Origin of the sequence: Allobosea sp. (genome assembly GCF_017308015.1) — a bacterium.
Lineage (GTDB): Bacteria > Pseudomonadota > Alphaproteobacteria > Rhizobiales > Beijerinckiaceae > Allobosea.
In genome coordinates this window covers 167916-185571 of record NZ_JAFKFW010000004.1, presented here as the reverse complement: position 1 = coordinate 185571, position 17656 = coordinate 167916, and the positions used below count along the sequence as shown (strand labels likewise).

Here is a 17656-nt window from a genome sequence, read left to right as displayed (position 1 = left end):
CAATGCGATAGAAAGAGTCTGACATGACTGCCATCGAGCAATTGCGCGCGGATTCTCTCTTGGCGGAGAAATTATGGGGACGAATGTTCTCGGGACTGACCGCAGTGATTTTCCGGGAAAAGGGTGACACGTCTTTCCGGCAGGTCTGGTTCGACACGCTCCAGGCCCACCAGCGCGTCCATTTCCTGGAAGGCCTGCGCCGGCTCGGCATCAAGGATGACGAGCCGCCAGCGGTGAAGGCGGCCAAATACCACTACCTGACGAACGCCATCGGCGGCCTCAAGATGGAGTATATCGAGGAGACGCCGAAAAAAGTCTGGATCCGGTATCTGGCCCCGATGTGGACCTATGCCGGCGTCGCGATGCTCGCCCTGCCCGGCCATGCGCGCCGTACCATGGGCAGCGCCTGGCATCCCCGCAATGGCGCACTGCTCGGGGCGCCGGGCCTGCAGTATGTCCGCACCAAGACCATCATGGAAGGCGACCCCTACGACGAGGGCTGCTTCATCGAGCACGACCGGGCGCTCGCTCCCGAGGAAGCTCTGGTGTTCCGGGTTGAACTGCGCACGCCGGAATTCGATCCCAGCAAGGCGCCGGTGCTCGATCCGGAACTCTGGCCCGAGGAGCGCAAGCTGAAGGCACGGCCGAAATTCGCCGGGGGCTATGTCTCGCGCACCATCCTGACCATGATCGCCAAGTTCGGGCTGGATTCCACGTCGTATATCGTGGCCCAGACCATGCGCCTCCTGGCGATCCAGTACATCCATGAGCTGAAGGCCGACCAGGGCATCGAAGGCAATGACCTCGCGTCGATCTCCCGGCTTTTTACCGGGCTGCTCCGCGCGACGCGGCAGGACCATGAGTTGATCTGGGATGGCGATCGCCGCTTCCGCGTCGTGCTGCGCTCCTACAAACCTTTCGACTGGGAAACCCCGGAGGATCTGCGGGACGCCATGTTCCACTTCCAGCGCATGGGAACGCGCGTGCTCAACGGTCGCATCCGCGTCACCCGAGAGAGCGAGCCCTTCCCTGGGCCGATCGAGAGCGAAACCTGGACCTTCGAAGATACCGGAAAGTGGCTGTGGTGACGGGCGCAGGAAGGAGCCTTCCCATGGCAAATTCCAGCCTCGAAACGTCCGGCTGGGCGTCCGAACAAGCGATGCGGCGTCTCGAACGCGAGCCACTTCCCGCCAATGTCGGCGCGCTGATCACAGACGCCGCCGCCCGCTATGGAGAGCGAGCCTTCGCGTCGTTCTTCGACGATGGCATCGAGATCAGTTACCGATCGCTGGCGCGGCGCACCGCACAACTCGCCGACGGCTTGAACCGCATGGGCATCAGGCGAGGCACCCACGTCGCCGTCATGCTCGATACCGACGTGCATTACCTGCTGACCTGGTTCGCCCTGCTGAGGATCGGCGCGGTCGTTGCGCCGTTGAACCAGGCGTATACGGCGCGTGAACTCAACTACGTCATTCGGGATGCGGAAGCCCAGTTCCTGATCATCCATGGGAAATACCTGGCGTTGCTGGATGAGCTGCCGGTGTCGCCGATCCCGGCGGGGCATGTGGTTGCATTGGCGGGAACGAGGTCCGGCGCCCGACGCTGGGAGGATATCGAGGCTTCCGGCCGGGAGGATTTCGTGCCGCCCGAACAACCGTCACTCAGCGATCCCGCCAATATTCAGTATACATCGGGAACGACGGGCTTGCCGAAGGGCGCGATACTTCCGCAATCATATTGGCTGCTGCGCGGCCGGGTCTGGAACGCACAGCTTCATTTCCCCATCTCGCGAAACCTCATCGCCCAGCCGTTCCACTATGTCGACGGACAGGCGATGCTGATGCTGTCCCTGACGGGGGGGGGCACCGCCTTTGTCGCGAGACGCCAGAGCGCCTCGCGCTTCATGGAATGGGTGAAGACCTTCAATATCGAGTTCTGCAGCCTGCCTGAAATCGTCACCAACGCCCCCGAGCGTCCCGACGACGGCGAGAACAGCCTCAAGATCGCCTACTGCTACAGCCACCGCCTGTCGAACTACGCCGCGGTGGAGCAACGTTACCGTTGTGTCGCCCGCCAGGGCTACGGCATGACCGAACTCGGCTCCTCGCTCTATGTGCCGGTGGAAGCGACCATGTTCACCGGAACCGGCACTGTCGGGATTCCGTCCGCCTTTCGGGAGGTTCGGATCGCGGACGAACATGGCCACACCGTTCCGGACGGGACCGTGGGGGAAATCCTGGTTCGCGGCTACAGCACATTCCTGGGCTATTTCAACCGCCCCGAGGCCAATGCTGCAGCCCGGGATGCGGAGGGCTGGTTCCGAACGGGCGACGCGGGCCGCCGCGACGATGCGGGATTCTTCTACTATGAAGGCCGCCGCAAGGACATGATCCGCCGCAGTGGCGAGAATGTCTCCGCCCTGGAGATCGAGGGCATCCTGCGCAGCCTGTCCGGCATTGCGGAGGCAGCGGTCCTTCCCGTTCCGGACGATATCCGGGGCGAGGAGATCAAGGCCTATATCAAGCTCGATGGCGGCAAGTCAGCGGCCGACATGCCACCTGAACTCATACTCGATCATTGCCGGAAGAATCTCGCGCGCTTCAAGGTGCCTCGCTACCTGGAATATGTCGACGAATTTCCCCGCACGCCGGGCAACAAGATCAAGAAGATCGATCTTGTATCGGCCCGCCCCGACCTGCGCGCGGGGTCCTACGATAGCGGGTCAAAAAGCTGGCGGTCGCAATGACGGTTCCATCCGTGTCGGACAGGTCCAGGCACAACGATGTCTTTTTGGCGCACGGGCAACCGTGACGCCGAGGAAAGCGCCGCCAATCCGCAGATATTGCGGCAAAGCGGCGCCAGCCCGATCTGCCAGTCTCGCGACGTTGTTGCCGTAGGCGGCGCGACCCGCGCAAGCGGGAGCACCAGCGCAGCTTTGAAGCGAGGGGGCCTGCCAGCGCAGCGTGGCCAGAAGGCATTGCCGCGGCCATCGTTCCCGGCAAGGGCAACCATGCCGACGTCCGGCGCTGATTTCCCGATGTCAGCGCAATGACGACGATCCAGCCGCAAACAGCGGTAGGACAACAGGTTCCGGTCGTTCGGCCCTACCTCGAGACGCCGACTGTCTGCGCCCTTCTTGCAGAACCCTGCCCGATTATCGGCGAGGGGTTACGACGAAGCTCAGCTCCGACCATGACCGAAGATGGATTTCACTTCGAGGAAATCTTCGAAGCCGAACACGCCGCCCTCGCGGCCGTTCCCCGACTGCCGGTAACCGCCGAAAGGTGCTGCGCTATCGATCGGTGCACCGTTGATATGGACCATGCCTGCCCGTATCGAGCGGGCCAGCCCGCGAGCGCGCTCGATATCGCTGGACGTAACATAGCTCGACAAACCGTAAACGGTGTCGTTGGCGATGGCGACCGCCTCTTCCTCGGAGCGATAAGGCAGGATCGAAAGCACCGGCCCGAAGATTTCGTCCCGGGCGATCGACATCTGATTGTCGACATCGGCGAAGATGGTCGGCCGGACATAATAGCCGGTCTCAAGCCCTTCCGGCCGTCCGAGGCCGCCTGCGACCAGCGTCGCGCCTTCGGCGATCCCGACTTCGATCAGCCGCTGGATCCGCTCGAACTGCAGGGCGCTGACCACAGGCCCCATCGTCGTCTGGGCGGAGCGGGGGTCACCGACGCTGACCGTGGCCGCTACCCGCGCTGCGATCTCGATCACCTCGGCCTGCCTGTCGGCAGGAACGAGCAGCCTGGTCGGAGCATTGCAGGATTGGCCGGTATTGCCGAAGCAGCCGAGCACGCCTCTGGTCACGGCCTGTTCGAAATCGGCATCGTCGAGCAGGATGTTCGGCGATTTGCCACCCAGTTCCTGGTGGACGCGCTTCACTGTGTCGGCGGCTGCCTTGGCAACGAGGATGCCGGCGCGGGTAGACCCGGTGAACGAGACCATGTCGACCTCCGGGTGGCGCGACAGGGCATCCCCGGCAGTGGCGCCGTCGCCATTGACCATGTTGTAGACGCCGGCAGGAACCCCGGCCGCATGCATGATCTCGCTGAACAGCAGAGCCGACATCGGTGCCACCTCGCTCGGCTTCAGCACCATGGTGCAGCCGGTGGCGAGGGCCGGGCCGACCTTGCAGGCGATCTGGTTCATCGGCCAGTTCCAGGGGGTGATGAAGCCACAGACGCCGATCGGCTCGCGAGTGACGAGCACGTTGTTGATATGGGTCTCGAAGGTGTAGTTCCTGAGGGCGGCCAGCGCCTGCGACAGGTGCTCACGGCCGGCCGCCGCCTGTGCCCGGCGCGCGAGATTGATCGGCGCGCCCATTTCACGCGAGATCACCTCCGCCATCTCGTCCTGGCGCTTTTCGTATTCCGCGATGATCGCTTCGAGCAGTTCCATCCGCTCGTGGCGGCTGGTGCCGGCAAAGGCGGCGAAGGCCTTGCGGGCCGCCATCACGGCCTTGTCGATGTCAGTGACACTGCCGAGCGCGATCTCGGCATAGGCCTTCTCGGTCGACGGGTCGATGACAGCCAGGGTTGCGGAGCCTTCGCCGGGCACCCAACGCCCGTCGATGTAGAAATGCTCAGGATTCGACATCTCGGTATTGGCTCCGTTCACAGCCCGTCTGCGTGGCGTTGGTCGAGATCCAGGACGGCCTGCAGCAAGACTTCGGCACCCGCTGCGCAATCCGCGTAGGTGGCGCTCTCGGCCTCGTTATGACTCAGGCCGCCGGCACAGGGCACGAAGATCATCGTGGTTGGGGCGATGCGCGCGATATAGGCGGCATCGTGGCCCGCGCCCGAGACGATGTCGCGCATGGCGTGGCCGCCGCTGGCGGCAGCACGCCGGACGGCCGCGATGCAGGCCTCGTCGAAACGGACCGACGGCGATGTCCAGATCCGCGTCATGGCACCGCTCATTCCGCGCGCACCTGTGATGTCCTGCAGCGCGGTCTCGACGGCCTGCTCCATGGCGTCGAGGTCGGCATCTCGGGGATGGCGCAGGTCGAGCGACATCGTGACACTGCCGGGGATGACATTGCGCGAGCCGGGCCGGGCGGCGATCGTGCCGACGGTGGCGACGGCGTCATGAAGGCCCCGCGCCATGGCGTCGATCTCCTGGATCAGCACGGCGCTCGCGGTCAGCGCGTCGGCGCGCAGGGCCATAGGGGTCGATCCGGCATGGGACTCGCGGCCCTCGATCTCGATGTCGTACCAGCGCATCGCCTGCACCCCGGTCACGACGCCGATCGTCTTCTCTTCGGCTTCGAGGATCGGCCCCTGCTCGATGTGCAACTCGAACATCGCGCCGATCGGGATCTGGCCGACGGGCACCGAGCCGCGATAGCCGATGCCGTCCAGCGCCGCCGAGAAGGTTTGCCCTTCCGCATCGATCCGGGAATCGGCGTAGGCGCGGTCGAACACGCCGGCATGGACGCCCGAGCCGAGCATGGCCGGCGCGAAGCGGGAGCCTTCCTCATTCGTCCAGTTCACCAGCATCAGCGGGGCGTTGGTGCGATAGCCTGCCTCGTGCACCGTCCGCAGGCATTCCAGCCCCGCCAGAACGCCGAGCACGCCGTCGAACTTGCCCCCCGTCGGCTGGGTATCCAGATGGCTGCCGATCGCGACCGGCGCGAGATCGCTGCGCAAGCCGGGCCGCACGGCAAAAATATTGCCGACCTCGTCGATCGTGACCTCGCAGCCGAGCGCCCGGCATTCGCCACAGAACCAGTCGCGCACTTGCCGATCTTCGTCGGTCAGCGTCAGCCGGCGGATGCCGCCCTTGGCAGTACCGCCGATCAGGGCGGTCTGCATCAGGTCCGCCCAGAGACGATCAGCGTTGATCGCCAGATTGCTTCTATTCATGACACTACCTGCAAACATGGAAGTTCCGTTCGGCACCATTCCGCGAGCGCATTCGTGAAAAGCGGCCGCTACCGGTGGACAGCCCGCGGCGGTGGTCCCGGCATCGTGCAGGGCGATTCACGATCCTGCAGGCGGGAATGGCGGCCGGATCCGCGAACCCGTCGCCCCGCCGGGGGCAGCGATGCTGACCGCACGATACGACGGAGCCTCGCTTCAGTGCCCGAGACCGCCCATGAGCATGTATTTGATTTCGACGAACTCCTCCATTCCGTGGAGAGAGCCTTCGCGTCCGAGGCCGGATTCCTTGACTCCGCCGAAGGGCGCGACCTCGGTGCTGAGGATCGCGGAATTGACACCGACCATGCCGTATTCCAGCTCCTCTGCGACGCGGAAGGCCCGGCCGAGATCCTTGGTGTAGAAATAGGCTGCCAGCCCGAAGGGCGTGTCGTTCGCCAGTGCCACCACCTCGTCCTCGTCGTCGAAGCGATAGACCGGCGCGACCGGGCCAAAGGTCTCCTCGCGCGTCACCAGCATCCTGGTGGTGACGCCCGAGAGCACAGTCGGCTCGTAGAAGGTGCGGCCCAGCGCATGGCGCTTGCCGCCGACCACGACGGCGGCACCGTTGGCGACGGCATCGGCGACATGGCGCTCGACCTTGTCGACTGCGGCCTGGTTGATCAGCGGCCCCTGTACGACGCCGGGCTCGGCGCCATCGCCGACCTTCATCTTCGCGACCTCACCGGCGAATTTCTCGACAAAGGCATCATGGATACCAGCCTGGACATAGAGTCGGTTGGTGCAGACGCAGGTCTGTCCCATATTACGGTACTTGGCGATGATCGCGCCCTGTACGGCTGCGTCGATATCGGCATCGTCGAAGACGATGAAGGGCGCATTGCCACCGAGTTCCAGCCCGACCTTCTTCACCGTGGAGGCAGCCTGCTGCATCAGGAGCTTGCCGACCGGGGTCGAGCCGGTGAAGCCGACGAAGCGCACCGCCGGATGCGAGGTCATTACGCCGCCGATCGCCTTGGCGTCACCGGTGACGATGTTGAGCACCCCCTTGGGAAAGCCAGCGCGCCCGGCGAGTTCGGCCAGCGCCAGGGCCGTCAGTGGCGTATCAGGCGCCGGCTTGATGACGAACGTGCAACCTGCGGCGAGACCCGGCGCGCATTTGCGGGTGATCATCGCGGCAGGGAAGTTCCAGGGCGTGATCGCAGCGCAGACCCCGATCGGCTGCTTGGCCACGATGATGCGCGAATTCGGGAAAGGAGAGGGAATCGTCTCGCCATAGATGCGCTTGGCTTCCTCGGCGTAGAACTCGACGAAGGACGCAGCGTAGGCCACCTCGCCGCGCGCCTCGGCCAGCGGCTTGCCCTGTTCGGCGGTCATGATCCTGGCGAGATCCTCCTGGTTCGCCATGATCAGGTCGAACCATTTGCGCAGGATGACGGAGCGTTCCTTCGCGCTCTTTTTGGCCCATGGCTTGAAGGCGCGCGAAGCGGCCTCGACGGCCGTCGTGGCCTCCGCTGCGCCGAAATGCGGCACCTTGGCCAGCACGGCACCGGTCGCAGGATTATCGACGGGGTCAACGGCTACGCCGAGCCAGTCTCCATCGACAAGGCACTGCGACTTCAGGAGCGACGGATCGTTGAGGTTCAGCATGGGGTATCCAATTCGTGCGGTTCAGGCCGCCAGCGCGGTTTCGAGAATGGCCAGCCCCTCGTCGACGATCGCGTCGGAGGCAGTCAGCGGCACGAGGATCCGGATCGTGTTGGCGTTGGTGCCGCATGACAGCAGGATCAGCCCGTTCTCATGGGCACGCATGGTGACGCGCCGGGTTGCCTCGGCATCCGGCTCGATCCCGCCACGCTCCTTGATGATGTCGAAAGCAACCATGGCGCCCGGACCGCGCGCTTCCGAAATCGGCAGGAGGTGGTTGGCTTGCGCCATACGCGCGAGCGAACTGCGCACCCGCTCGCCGATGGCGTTGGCCCGTTCGATCAGCTTCTCCTTCTCGAAGATGTCGAGAACCGCCAGCGCCGCAACGCAGGCAAGAGGGTTGCCGGCATAGGTGCCGCCGAGGCCGCCAGGGGCTGCCGCATCCATGATTGCCGCCCGTCCGATGACACCGGAGAGGGGGAATCCGCCAGCCAGGCTTTTCGCCACGCAGATCAGATCCGGCTTGGCATCGTAGTGCTCCATGGCGAACATCTTGCCGGTGCGTCCGAAGCCGGTCTGGACTTCGTCCGCGATCAGCATGATGCCATGCTCGTCGCAGATCCGGCGCAGGCTGGCGATCAGCTCCAGCGGAGCCTGATGGAAGCCGCCTTCGCCCTGAACGGGCTCGATAATGATGGCTGCGACCCGCGAGGGGTCGACATCCGCCTTGAAGATGAAGCCGAGATAACGCAGCGCATCCTCGACGCTCACGTCGCCGCCGGTGGCAGGGAACGGGACGTGCCAGACATCGGGAAGCGTCGGCCCGAGGCCCTTCTTGTAGGGCACCACCTTGCCGGTCATCGCCGAGGCCATGATCGTGCGGCCATGGAAGCCGCCGGTGAAGGCGATCACGCCGGCCCGGCCGGTGGCCGCGCGGGCGATCTTGACGGCATTCTCCGTGGCTTCGGCGCCCGTGGTGAAGAGCACCGTCTTGGCTGGTCCGTCGATCGGCGCCAGCGCGTTCAGGCGCTCGGCGAGTTCGACATACGGCTCATAGGCCATGACCTGGAAGCAGCTATGCGTGAAGCGGTCTAGCTGGGCGCGCACGGCCTCGATGATGGCGGGATGGCAATGCCCGGTGTTGAGCACCGCGATACCCCCGGCGAAATCCACATAGCGCTTGCCCTCGACATCCCATATCTCGCTGTTGACGGCGCGATCGGCGAAGAGAGGCGTGGCATGGCCGACACCCTGCACGACGGCGTTGTTGCGGCGGACGAGAAGTTCTGCATTGGTCGGCATGAAGGCCTCCTGGATCGTTGGGTTCATGCTAGGAGGCGCCCCCTGCCCCAACAATCAGTATTAAAGCGCCGGATCGGTCTCTTTTGCGCACATGATCTCGCGATCGCCGCGATCAGCCGGCGACGGAGGGCCGTGCCGGATCGGCCCGGAAAGCCTCGCGCAGCCATTGACGCAGCACGCTGATAGTGGGTTCGGTCCAGCGCTTGCGGAGCGCCAGCAGCCGATAGCTGCCCATGTAGATGTTGGAGCTCCCGACTTCGACCAGGGCGCCGCTTCTCAATTCGTCCTCCACCAGCATGTCGTTGGCGATCGCGATGCCCTGGCCGAGCCGGGCTCCCTCGATCGCTATATGGGCGTGCCAAAGCTGCTGGCCGTGCAGGCTCGGAATCTCCCGAAGACCGGCCAGAGCCAGCCAGTTTGCCCATTGCTCCGTCGATTCCTCATGGATGAGCGCACTATGGGCGATATCCTCGATGCTCATCTGCGCCCTTCCTGCCAGAAAGGCGGGACTGGCCACTGGAAAGACACGCGGGCGAACCAGCTCCTCGACCTGAATACGTTCGTCCCGCTCCTGCCCTTCCGCATAGGTGATGAGCGCGTCGGCCTCCCCTCCGGCGAGATCCGGACGAGCGAGGGTCGGCTGGAGATTGATGTCCCAGTCGCGTGGCGGGCCGGTCAATTCCGGCAGCCGCGACAGCAGGCGGTTGCCGACGATGCCCGGCGTGCACCAGATATTGAGTTTGGACGGGCGTTTGGCGCGCAAGGCGCGGGTTGCACGCCGCATTTGAGCAAAAGCACTTGCAATGTCCTGATGATAGCGCCGCCCGTCCTCGGTCAGAACAAGGCGCCGGCCTTGCTGGGCCATCAGGACCACCCCCAGCGTCTCTTGCAGATGGCGAAGGTGTTTCGAGATCACCGTATGGCTGACAGCCAGCTCATCCCCCGCAGCGCGAACGCTTCCCAGTCGCCCCAGTGCTTCGAAGGCGCGCAGGGAGACCGGCGATGGCAGCGGCCGAGACGTCTTGTCGGGCACGGGTCAAGCTCTCCTGTCGTGAAACAGCTGCCGGGAGCGGCTGCCGTTTCGCACGACGCCCGACCTGTTCCGGCGTAGGAGGGCAGCTTGCACGGGCGTTCAATCTCGCTGACAGATGGGATGCTTCTGCGAACATCGCGTCATGGCCGACGATGGTCACCATATTCGGGAAGCCTCGCGCCTGGCGTGGCTCGCGGATGTGGTGACTTGCGGCAGGGCTGGGCGGATCGCCCGCCCCCGGCATGGTTCAGCCCCTCACGAGGCGAGTTCCAGCATGACGTCAGCGACGATTTGCGCTCCCGCGGCGATGTCGGATGGGCTCGCATACTCCGCTTCATTGTGGCTGATGCCGTCCTTGCACGGAATGAAGAGCATTCCCGTGGGGCACAGGCCAGGGAAATACCGGGAATCATGTCCGGCGCCTGAATAAATCGAGCGGTGGCTGATCTGCCGCAATTGGGCCGCCCTCTGGATGGCATCGCGTACCGGCCCTTCGAATGAAACCGGGATTGCGCTCGATTTTTGGGTCACGGTCGCTTCGCAGGGCGCGGCGTGACGAGCCACGGTCTCGATGACGATCGCATGGCAGCGTTCCAGCTCCGCCTGATCCGGGTGGCGCAGATCGATGGCAAAGCTGGCTCTCCCCGGTACAACCGACCAGGCGTTCGGCGAGATGCTGAACCGGCCGACGGTGAAACGCAGAACGTCCTTTTCGTCATGCAGGGCCTCCCGCAAGGCCTGGACAATCGTGACCGCGCTGAAGAACGCATCCTTGCGCCTCCGTCGCGGCGTGGTGCCGGAATGGTCCTCTCGGCCCGTGACATCCACCATCAGGCGCAGATTGCCCTGCATCCCGGTAACGACGCCCAGCGTGATGCCGCCTTCCTCGAGTTCCGGCCCCTGTTCGATATGGGCCTCGATCAGGGCGGCGAAGGGCGTCCCCAGCGGACGATGTTCCGCCTCCGGCAGAAGCTCCCGGAGCGCGCGCACGCAATCGCGCAGCGGCACGCCGTCGTCCCCGATCGTGGCCAGGGCCTGTTCCAGGGACATCACGCCGGAATAGACCGCCGAGCCCATGCAGCCTGGGGCGAAGCGCGAACCCTCTTCGTTATTCCAGACGACGCATTCCAGGGGATGGCGGGTTTGCACGCCCGATTGCTGGATGCTCTGCAGAGCCTCCAGCGCGGCAAGGACGCCGAATATGCCGTCGAAGCGACCGCCATTGGGCTGACTGTCGCAATGCGAGCCGCTGACCACGGGCGGCAGGAGCGGATCCAGCCCTTCCCGTCGGATGAAGAGGTTGCCGACGTCGTCCAGGAAAAGCTTGAAGCCCAGCCCGAGCGCGATATCCGCCAGCGCTCGATGCGCCTCAAGATCCGACCCGTCGAGAGCGAGGCGCCAGACGCCTCCCCCGGCCGTGGCTCCGAAACGTGCCAGCTCCATATGCCTGTTCCAGAGGCGGTCGGAATCGATCGTCACGGTCATCGCGATATCCTGGTTCAAATCTGCATCGGAAACGTCGCATTTCCGAGCTTGCGCTTCTTGAAGCGGTCCGCCGAACAGGTCGCTTCCAATCGGGCGAATGTCGGAGCCCGACGGGGCAGCCGCTGGACCCGATTCCACCGGCACGGTCGAGGCTCGTGGATCGGACCGGCCATCATCATGCGGACGGCGTCTAGATGCGATGCAGCCTCGAACTGCATCGCATCCTGGCGGGCGGCGTGACGTCAGGTCAGCACGGAACCTCGATGAGGAAGGGACCTGGCCTTTTGACGCTCTGCCCGAAGAGATCGATCAGCTTCTCGACCGTATCGGCGCGCGCGGCTTCGACACCCATTCCCTCCGCCAGTTTCACCCAGTCCAGGTCCGGCCGGCTGAGGTCGAGCATGTCGAGCGCCGTTCGCCCGGGATTGGTCGCGCCGACATTGTGCAGCTCCGTTTCGAGGCTGGCATAAGCGCGATTGGAGAAGATGATCGTGGTGATGTTGAGGTTCTCGCGCGCCTGGGTCCACAGAGCCTGCAACGTGTACATGCCGGACCCATCGGCCTGGAGAGCGACGACGGGCCTGTCGGGACAGGCGACCGCGGCACCCGTAGCCAGGGGCAGGCCGATGCCGATCGACCCCCCGGTCAGTTGCAGCCAATCATGGGCGGGAGCGCCGATGGTCGCGGGGTAGACGCCGCGGCCGGCATTGATGCTCTCGTCGACGACGATCGCGTTCTCGGGCAGCAGCGCACCGACCACTGCGCCGATGGTTTCGGGCGTGATCGCACCGGTGGGCAGGTCCGGCCGGCTCAGGGGCTGGATGAGTGGGCTCGTCGCCGTCGCGCCCACCGCGTCGGCCAGTCGCTCGAGCGCATCGAGAATATCGTCTTCGGGCTTGGCGAAGGCGTGGACCTGACATTCGGGTGGCAGCACGAGGCTAGGCTTCCCCGGATAGGCGAAAAAGGCCACGGGCTCCTGCGTTCCGACCAACACGACGCGGCGGATGTCGCTGAGCTGCTCCAGAGCCCGCCCGACCACGTAGAAGATCCGGTCGAGGCGAGGCCTGCCGGCGCCGCGTTCGATGCGCGCGTTGGAGGTCGGCCCCAGAACCCGTGCGCCACAGGTTTCGGCGATCCGGCTGGCGAGCTCCATGGTGCGCGCCCGCTGCGCGCGTCCTCCGACGAGGATGAGCGTCGGCTCGCCCGAACGCAGGGCGCTGACCGCTTCCCGCAAAGCGTCGTCGGAGACCTTGGGCCGGGCCGCGACAGGCACTGGTGCGGCGGGGCCGTCGGACTCGTTCCAGGCGGTATCGGCCGGCAGGATCAGGGTCGCGACCCCTCCCGCTCCCGCCAGGGAGGCGGCAACCGCCTCGGCTCCGTCCCGCGCCACGGAACGCGCATCCATCGATGTCTTGACCCAGCTCGACATCGGGCGGGCGACGCCTTCGACATCCGAGGTCAGGGGCGCGTCGTAACGGCGGTGATGCGTCGCGTGGTCGCCAACGATGTTGACGACGGGGGTGTTGGCCTTGCGCGCATTGTGAAGATTGGCCAGCGCATTGCCGAGCCCCGGGCCGAGATGCAGCAGGGTCGCCGCCGGCTTGTCCGTCATGCGGGCATAGCCGTCGGCAGCGCCCGAGACCACGCCCTCGAACAGCCCCAGGACGCAGCGCATGCCGGCAACCCGGTCGAGCGCGGCGACAAAATGCATTTCCGATGTGCCGGGATTGGCAAAGCAGGTGTCAACTCCGCTTGCCACGAGCGTTCGTACCAAGCTTTCCGCGCCGTTCATGTCTCTTCCTTAGCGTCGATCGACCAGATTATCGGAAAAAGGGCCGGGCATTCTTGCCCGGCCCTCCCGTCTCAAAGCGGGTCGCGGATCAATGGCGAGGTGGAGCAGTGGATGCCGCCACCACCGAGAGCCACGTTGTCGTAGGGCACGAAGCGGATCGAGATCCCGGCCTTGTCGAACTTCGCCTGGGTGCGCTCCGAGAGCCCCTCCCGCATCAGAACGCGCCCCGGCCTGACAGCCAGGCAATTCACGACGCTGGTCTTGTCGTCCGGGCAGACCTCGATCTGACGGATACCGAGTTCGGTCAGCTTCTCCAGGAACCAGAAGGGCAGCATCGAGGGGTTCAGGAAGCAGGTTTCCGGATCGAGCATCACGAAAAGACCGTCGATATGCAGGCGATAGCCGGTCAACTCGACGCGCAGGAGTTCGACGCCCTGGGTGCGCAGCACCTCTTCGAGCTGGCGCGCGCCCTCTTCGTTGCCACGGCTGGACAATGCGACGACGGCGACCTTGGGCGTCAGGAAGGCGAAGCTGCCGCCTTCCATGAGGCCGGTACCGGTGATCGTGCGCAGGATCGGCATGCCGAGCTTTGCCAGCGTGCGCGTGACCGGCTGTTCTTCACCCCGGCGGATCGGCGGCCCCAAACGCGTGACGATGGCGCCACCATTCACCGCGATGACGCTGTCACGCGTGTAGACAGTCTTCATCTTGCCGGGCGCCGCCTTATCGACGAACACGACCTCGGCCCCTTCCTCGCGCAGAGCGGCAACGAGGCCGTCATGCTCGGCCTGCTGGGCCGCCAGATCGGGGATCGAGTTGCCGCGCCAGTACCAGCCCTTCTCCGGATCGCCGAAGGCGCCGATGTCGGGCAGGCGCTTGGACGGATCGACGATATTCAGCTCGTCACCCGGACGATGCATCAGCACCATGCGCAACTGGCCGACGTCGTTGTTGCAGCCCCAGTGCCGCCCCCAGACGCCGAGCTGCTCGGACTCGCTGTGGAAGGCCGGCTCGGCGCGCGAGCCGAACTGCTTGATCAACATGTTGTAGCGGTATTCGGGTTCCGAAATGATCGACACGATCGAAATCTCCGTGCTGATGAAGTAAATTGGGGAGAGGCGGCGATGCTCAGCCGGCAGCCGTCGGCGTCGTCCATTCGGTGCCGCGTTCGGTTGTGACGTATTCGGGCCAGCGGTAATGGATCGGGGCCTCGAAATCGCGCGGCAACAGCGGAGCGACCCAGTTCGATCCGCCGATCCCGCCGCCAGTGCGCTGCTTGAACTCGTCCTGGGCCTTGGCCAGCGACGTGCCGTCGGTGAGCAGATCGATGATCGTCATGGCGATCACCTTGCTGGCTGTCGACCACATCGGATCGATGCAGTCCGGCATGCCGCCCATCGCATGGCGCGTCCAGTCGGGATAGCGCATGCCGGGGACAGATTTCAGCGTCGGCCGCCCGACATAGAGCCGGACCGTCGGCGCATGCCAAGTGTAGTCCACGTAATCGTCAGCCGCGAGATTCTTCTGCCAGGCCGGCAACTGGGCGCGGAACGCCTTCTCGCCTTCCCAGGGCGCGGTCAGGGTCTGGATCTCCGTCGCGAACGGATTATCCATCGGTTCGACGCCGAGGCTTTTTTGAATCTCGCGCCCGAACTCACGCGCCCGCTCGTTCCATTGCGGCGCACCGACGGCCTCGAAATTGCGCCAGGCAGTCTCCGCCATGGCATGGTTGGGCAGGCCTGCCCGAGTCCGCGTGATCCATGCGGCCGAGGTCGTGCAATGGGTCATTGCAGCGCAATGCTCGGCATTGCGGTCGAGCACCTCGAAGACGCGCTCGCACATGTCGAGCGTCGGCGCGCGCAGCGAATACTGGATCTGGGCGAGACCCGGCGCGCGGTTGTCGGCAGCCGCGTAACCTGCCTGAACGATATATTCGTTCAGACTCCAACTGCCATGGTGTGGCAGCATGGATTCCTTCGTGTATTTCGACGAGGTGTACATGAGGCAGACGGCGTCGATGGCGCCGGGTGCACGCGCGGTCGAGTGGTTATGCGTGACGGTGGTAAGGCCGGCGCCCTGCTGCCACGTTTCCGGATTGTTGCATTCGAAGGTGTAGATCCGGCTCCAGTAGGGCGCGCTGTGGGTGTCCCAGAAGCAGCTGTTCGCCAGTGCCGGGAACGAGTGCGGGTGAAAGCTGATGGCGGCGTCGAGGTCGTCGTAATAGCCCTTGGCCGCGTGCACGGGCTTTGAGCCGCACATCTTCTCGGCCGGCTCGCCGAAGAACTTCAGCCGCCCCTTGATACCATGGCGCTCCATCGCATGTTTGGCCGCAAGGAAACCGGCAAAAGAACCGATGCCGAGCGCGGAATGCGGATCGGTATGGCCTGCCGCGTGCCGGCTGACCCCCTCGCGCGGCTGATGGTACGGAACAGCCGCCTGCGACGTCCCCGGAACCGCGTCGTACTCGGCATAGCCACCGATCGTCGGCCCATCGCCATTGGACCATTCCGCGCAGAAGGCGGTCGGCATGCCGCCTGTGCCTTCCTCGACGGTGAAGCCCTCGGCCCGCAGACGTTCGACATACCAGGCTGCGGACTTGTACTCGCGCCAGGACGGCTCGTGCAGATTCCAGATGGTCATATGATTGGCGGACAACTGATCGGCGTTCTGTTCGAGCCAGCCGAGCGCAGTGGTTTTCTGGGCGCCGTGAGCGCGTTCGTCAGACATTGGATTTACCTCACAAGTTCCGATTAGGCTCGTCGCGAGCGTGTATAGGCGTCGGTACAGAGAAGACTGACAGTGATCGCGATCAGAACCGCCGCAACGGCAGCCATGGTCGGATCCAGCGATTCGTTGATGCCGTCCCACATGCGTCGCGGCAGGGTGAAGACAGCGCGGCCGGCGATGAAGAGAGCCAGGACGAGTTCATCCCAGCTGTGAATGAAGGCGAAGATCGCCCCCGAGATCACCCCCGGCTTGATGTTGGGAATGATCACCAGTCTCAGCGTCTGGCCAATGCTGGCGCCGAGGCTGAGCGAAGCCTGCTCCAGGCGCGGGTCAAACCCCGCAAGCGCCGTGGAGACGGTGATCACCACATAGGGCAGCCCCGTCACGATGTGCGCGATGATCAGCCCGGTATAGCTGTCGAGCAGACGCAGATCGATCCAGAACTGATAGATTCCAAGCGCATAGACGATGGTGGGAACCATGATCGGCACCAGCATCAGCATCCGGACGAAATCGCTTGCACGGTTGCCCAGGCGCCAGCAGCCGATGGCGCACAACGTGCCGAGCAGGACCGCCGCGACCGTGGATGCGCATGCAATGACAAAGCTCTGCAGAATGCTCGTCATCCAGGGGCCGGAAGTGAACAGCTTCTCGTAATACTGGAACGAAATTCCCTGCTCGGGCAGCGACAGATAGTGCTTGTCCGTCACCGACACTGCGAAGACGATGGTGATGGGCAGCACGAGGAAGCAGACGATCAACCACGCCATCGACCGCGTCATGATCGAGATATTGCCAAAGCCGTTCGTGCTCATCAGCCAGCTCCGAAGAGTTTACGCAGGTTCACCAGCCTGCTCAGCGCCGCCAGCAACCCGCCGATCAGCAGAAGCAGGGTTGCGGCGAGCATCGTGCCCAGTCCCCAACGGACGACTTCGAGAATCTGAACCTTGATGTACTCGGCGATCATCAGCGTCTTGCCGCCACCCAGCAGCGCCGGAGTCACGAAGAAACCAAGCGAGAAGATGAAGACGAGGATGCCTGCGCCCACCACGCCCGGAAGGGACAACGGCAGGAAGACCCTCCGGAAAGCCTCAAACCGCTTCGCGCCCAGTCCACGAGCCGCGGCGATGCAGCGTTGATCGATATCGCGCATGTTGGCGTAGATCGGCAGCACGCCCAGCGGCAGCATGTAGTGAATCATGCCGATCATCACGCCCGTCTCGTTCCAGATCAGGCTCAGCGGCGTATCGATGATGCCGCTCGACATCAGAACGGAATTGATCAGCCCATCCCGACGCAGCAGGACGAACCAGGCGAATGCCCGCACGAGGACCGAGATCCACAATGGGATCAGGATGCCGAGAAACATCCATCGCTGCGTTCGCGGCGACGAATGCACCAGTGTATAAGCCAGAATATAGGCCAAGATCAGCGTAACGACGGTGGTCACCATGGTGATCCGCGCCGTCGTCAGCAGCATCTTGTGGATCGATGCGCTGGTCGCAAGGAGTTCGTAATTCCCCAAGCCGGGCGCCGGGACGGTTACACTCATCCAGAGCACGCGGCCGATCGGGTATATGTAGAACACGCACAGCATGAACAAGGCCGGCGCGATCAGGAGCCAATACCGCGTATGGGTACCGGCGAGCAGGCTTAATCCTGCTCGCCGCTCTCTGGCCGAGGCATGAACACTCATCTATTCAATCCTGTTTGAAGCCCTGCAGCTCTCGGCCGCATCATCATCGATGATGCTAAGTCTTCCTACCGACTGGC

Annotated in this window: 13 protein-coding genes; 2 read left to right on the top strand and 11 right to left on the bottom strand. The window is 64.4% G+C overall.

All coding sequences use genetic code 11. The annotated features are described in order from the left end of the window. The first annotated feature begins 83 nt into the window (after nucleotides 1-83). Complete coding sequence (locus tag J0I42_RS05230) at nucleotides 84-1088, top strand: hypothetical protein (protein WP_291653445.1); 1005 nt, start codon at nucleotides 84-86, stop codon at nucleotides 1086-1088. A 23-nt stretch (nucleotides 1089-1111) separates the two neighbouring features. Next, complete coding sequence (locus J0I42_RS05225; RefSeq protein ID WP_291653443.1) at nucleotides 1112-2749, top strand: class I adenylate-forming enzyme family protein; 1638 nt, start codon at nucleotides 1112-1114, stop codon at nucleotides 2747-2749. A 434-nt stretch (nucleotides 2750-3183) separates the two neighbouring features. Here the strand turns inward: J0I42_RS05225 and J0I42_RS05220 are convergent, their stop codons facing one another. The 11 genes from J0I42_RS05220 to J0I42_RS05170 all read right to left on the bottom strand — a co-directional run bounded on the left by J0I42_RS05220 (nucleotide 3184) and on the right by J0I42_RS05170 (nucleotide 17579). Beyond that, complete coding sequence (locus J0I42_RS05220; RefSeq protein WP_291653441.1) at nucleotides 3184-4614, bottom strand: aldehyde dehydrogenase family protein; 1431 nt, start codon at nucleotides 4612-4614, stop codon at nucleotides 3184-3186. 17 nt (nucleotides 4615-4631) lie between these two features. Continuing rightward, nucleotides 4632-5882, bottom strand: coding sequence for a Zn-dependent hydrolase (locus tag J0I42_RS05215; RefSeq protein ID WP_291653440.1), 1251 nt, complete (start codon nucleotides 5880-5882; stop codon nucleotides 4632-4634). 213 nt (nucleotides 5883-6095) lie between these two features. Beyond that, a complete protein-coding gene (locus tag J0I42_RS05210) occupies nucleotides 6096-7547 on the bottom strand; it encodes an NAD-dependent succinate-semialdehyde dehydrogenase (RefSeq protein ID WP_291653439.1) in 1452 nt (483 codons plus the stop codon). Between the two features lie 21 nt (nucleotides 7548-7568). Beyond that, entirely contained in the window at nucleotides 7569-8846 is a 1278-nt protein-coding gene (gabT, locus tag J0I42_RS05205; RefSeq protein WP_291653591.1) for a 4-aminobutyrate--2-oxoglutarate transaminase, read from the bottom strand. 112 nt (nucleotides 8847-8958) lie between these two features. Beyond that, nucleotides 8959-9879 (bottom strand): LysR substrate-binding domain-containing protein, encoded by a 921-nt coding sequence (locus J0I42_RS05200; protein ID WP_291653437.1) that lies wholly within the window; start codon nucleotides 9877-9879, stop codon nucleotides 8959-8961. 255 nt (nucleotides 9880-10134) lie between these two features. Next, complete coding sequence (locus J0I42_RS05195) at nucleotides 10135-11364, bottom strand: M20 family metallo-hydrolase (protein WP_291653436.1); 1230 nt, start codon at nucleotides 11362-11364, stop codon at nucleotides 10135-10137. Nucleotides 11365-11611: 247 nt separating this feature from the next. Next, nucleotides 11612-13156 carry an acetolactate synthase large subunit gene (locus tag J0I42_RS05190; RefSeq protein WP_291653435.1) on the bottom strand — a complete coding sequence of 515 codons (1545 nt, stop codon included), beginning with the start codon at nucleotides 13154-13156 and terminating at the stop codon, nucleotides 11612-11614. 71 nt (nucleotides 13157-13227) lie between these two features. Next, nucleotides 13228-14235, bottom strand: coding sequence for a dimethylarginine dimethylaminohydrolase family protein (locus J0I42_RS05185; RefSeq protein WP_291653433.1), 1008 nt, complete (start codon nucleotides 14233-14235; stop codon nucleotides 13228-13230). Nucleotides 14236-14284: 49 nt separating this feature from the next. Further along, complete coding sequence (locus J0I42_RS05180; protein ID WP_291653431.1) at nucleotides 14285-15883, bottom strand: zinc-binding metallopeptidase family protein; 1599 nt, start codon at nucleotides 15881-15883, stop codon at nucleotides 14285-14287. Nucleotides 15884-15906: 23 nt separating this feature from the next. Further along, nucleotides 15907-16698 (bottom strand): ABC transporter permease, encoded by a 792-nt coding sequence (locus J0I42_RS05175; protein WP_291653429.1) that lies wholly within the window; start codon nucleotides 16696-16698, stop codon nucleotides 15907-15909. Continuing rightward, a complete protein-coding gene (locus J0I42_RS05170) occupies nucleotides 16698-17579 on the bottom strand; it encodes an ABC transporter permease (RefSeq protein WP_291653428.1) in 882 nt (293 codons plus the stop codon). Before J0I42_RS05170 ends, J0I42_RS05175 begins: the two co-directional genes overlap by 1 nt. Between the last annotated feature and the right edge of the window lie 77 nt (nucleotides 17580-17656).

Bases quoted from the DNA above. Each gene is read 5' to 3' on its own strand.
- J0I42_RS05230 (WP_291653445.1), top strand. From the start codon at position 84: ATGTTCTCGGGACTGACCGCAGTGATTTTCCGGGAAAAGGGTGACACG.
- J0I42_RS05225 (WP_291653443.1), top strand. From the start codon at position 1,112: ATGGCAAATTCCAGCCTCGAAACGTCCGGCTGGGCGTCCGAACAAGCG.
- J0I42_RS05220 (WP_291653441.1), bottom strand. From the start codon at position 4,614: ATGTCGAATCCTGAGCATTTCTACATCGACGGGCGTTGGGTGCCCGGC.
- J0I42_RS05215 (WP_291653440.1), bottom strand. From the start codon at position 5,882: ATGAATAGAAGCAATCTGGCGATCAACGCTGATCGTCTCTGGGCGGAC.
- J0I42_RS05210 (WP_291653439.1), bottom strand. From the start codon at position 7,547: ATGCTGAACCTCAACGATCCGTCGCTCCTGAAGTCGCAGTGCCTTGTC.
- gabT (WP_291653591.1), bottom strand. From the start codon at position 8,846: ATGCCGACCAATGCAGAACTTCTCGTCCGCCGCAACAACGCCGTCGTG.
- J0I42_RS05195 (WP_291653436.1), bottom strand. From the start codon at position 11,364: ATGACCGTGACGATCGATTCCGACCGCCTCTGGAACAGGCATATGGAG.
- J0I42_RS05190 (WP_291653435.1), bottom strand. From the start codon at position 13,156: ATGAACGGCGCGGAAAGCTTGGTACGAACGCTCGTGGCAAGCGGAGTT.
- J0I42_RS05180 (WP_291653431.1), bottom strand. From the start codon at position 15,883: ATGTCTGACGAACGCGCTCACGGCGCCCAGAAAACCACTGCGCTCGGC.
- J0I42_RS05175 (WP_291653429.1), bottom strand. From the start codon at position 16,698: ATGAGCACGAACGGCTTTGGCAATATCTCGATCATGACGCGGTCGATG.
- J0I42_RS05170 (WP_291653428.1), bottom strand. From the start codon at position 17,579: ATGAGTGTTCATGCCTCGGCCAGAGAGCGGCGAGCAGGATTAAGCCTG.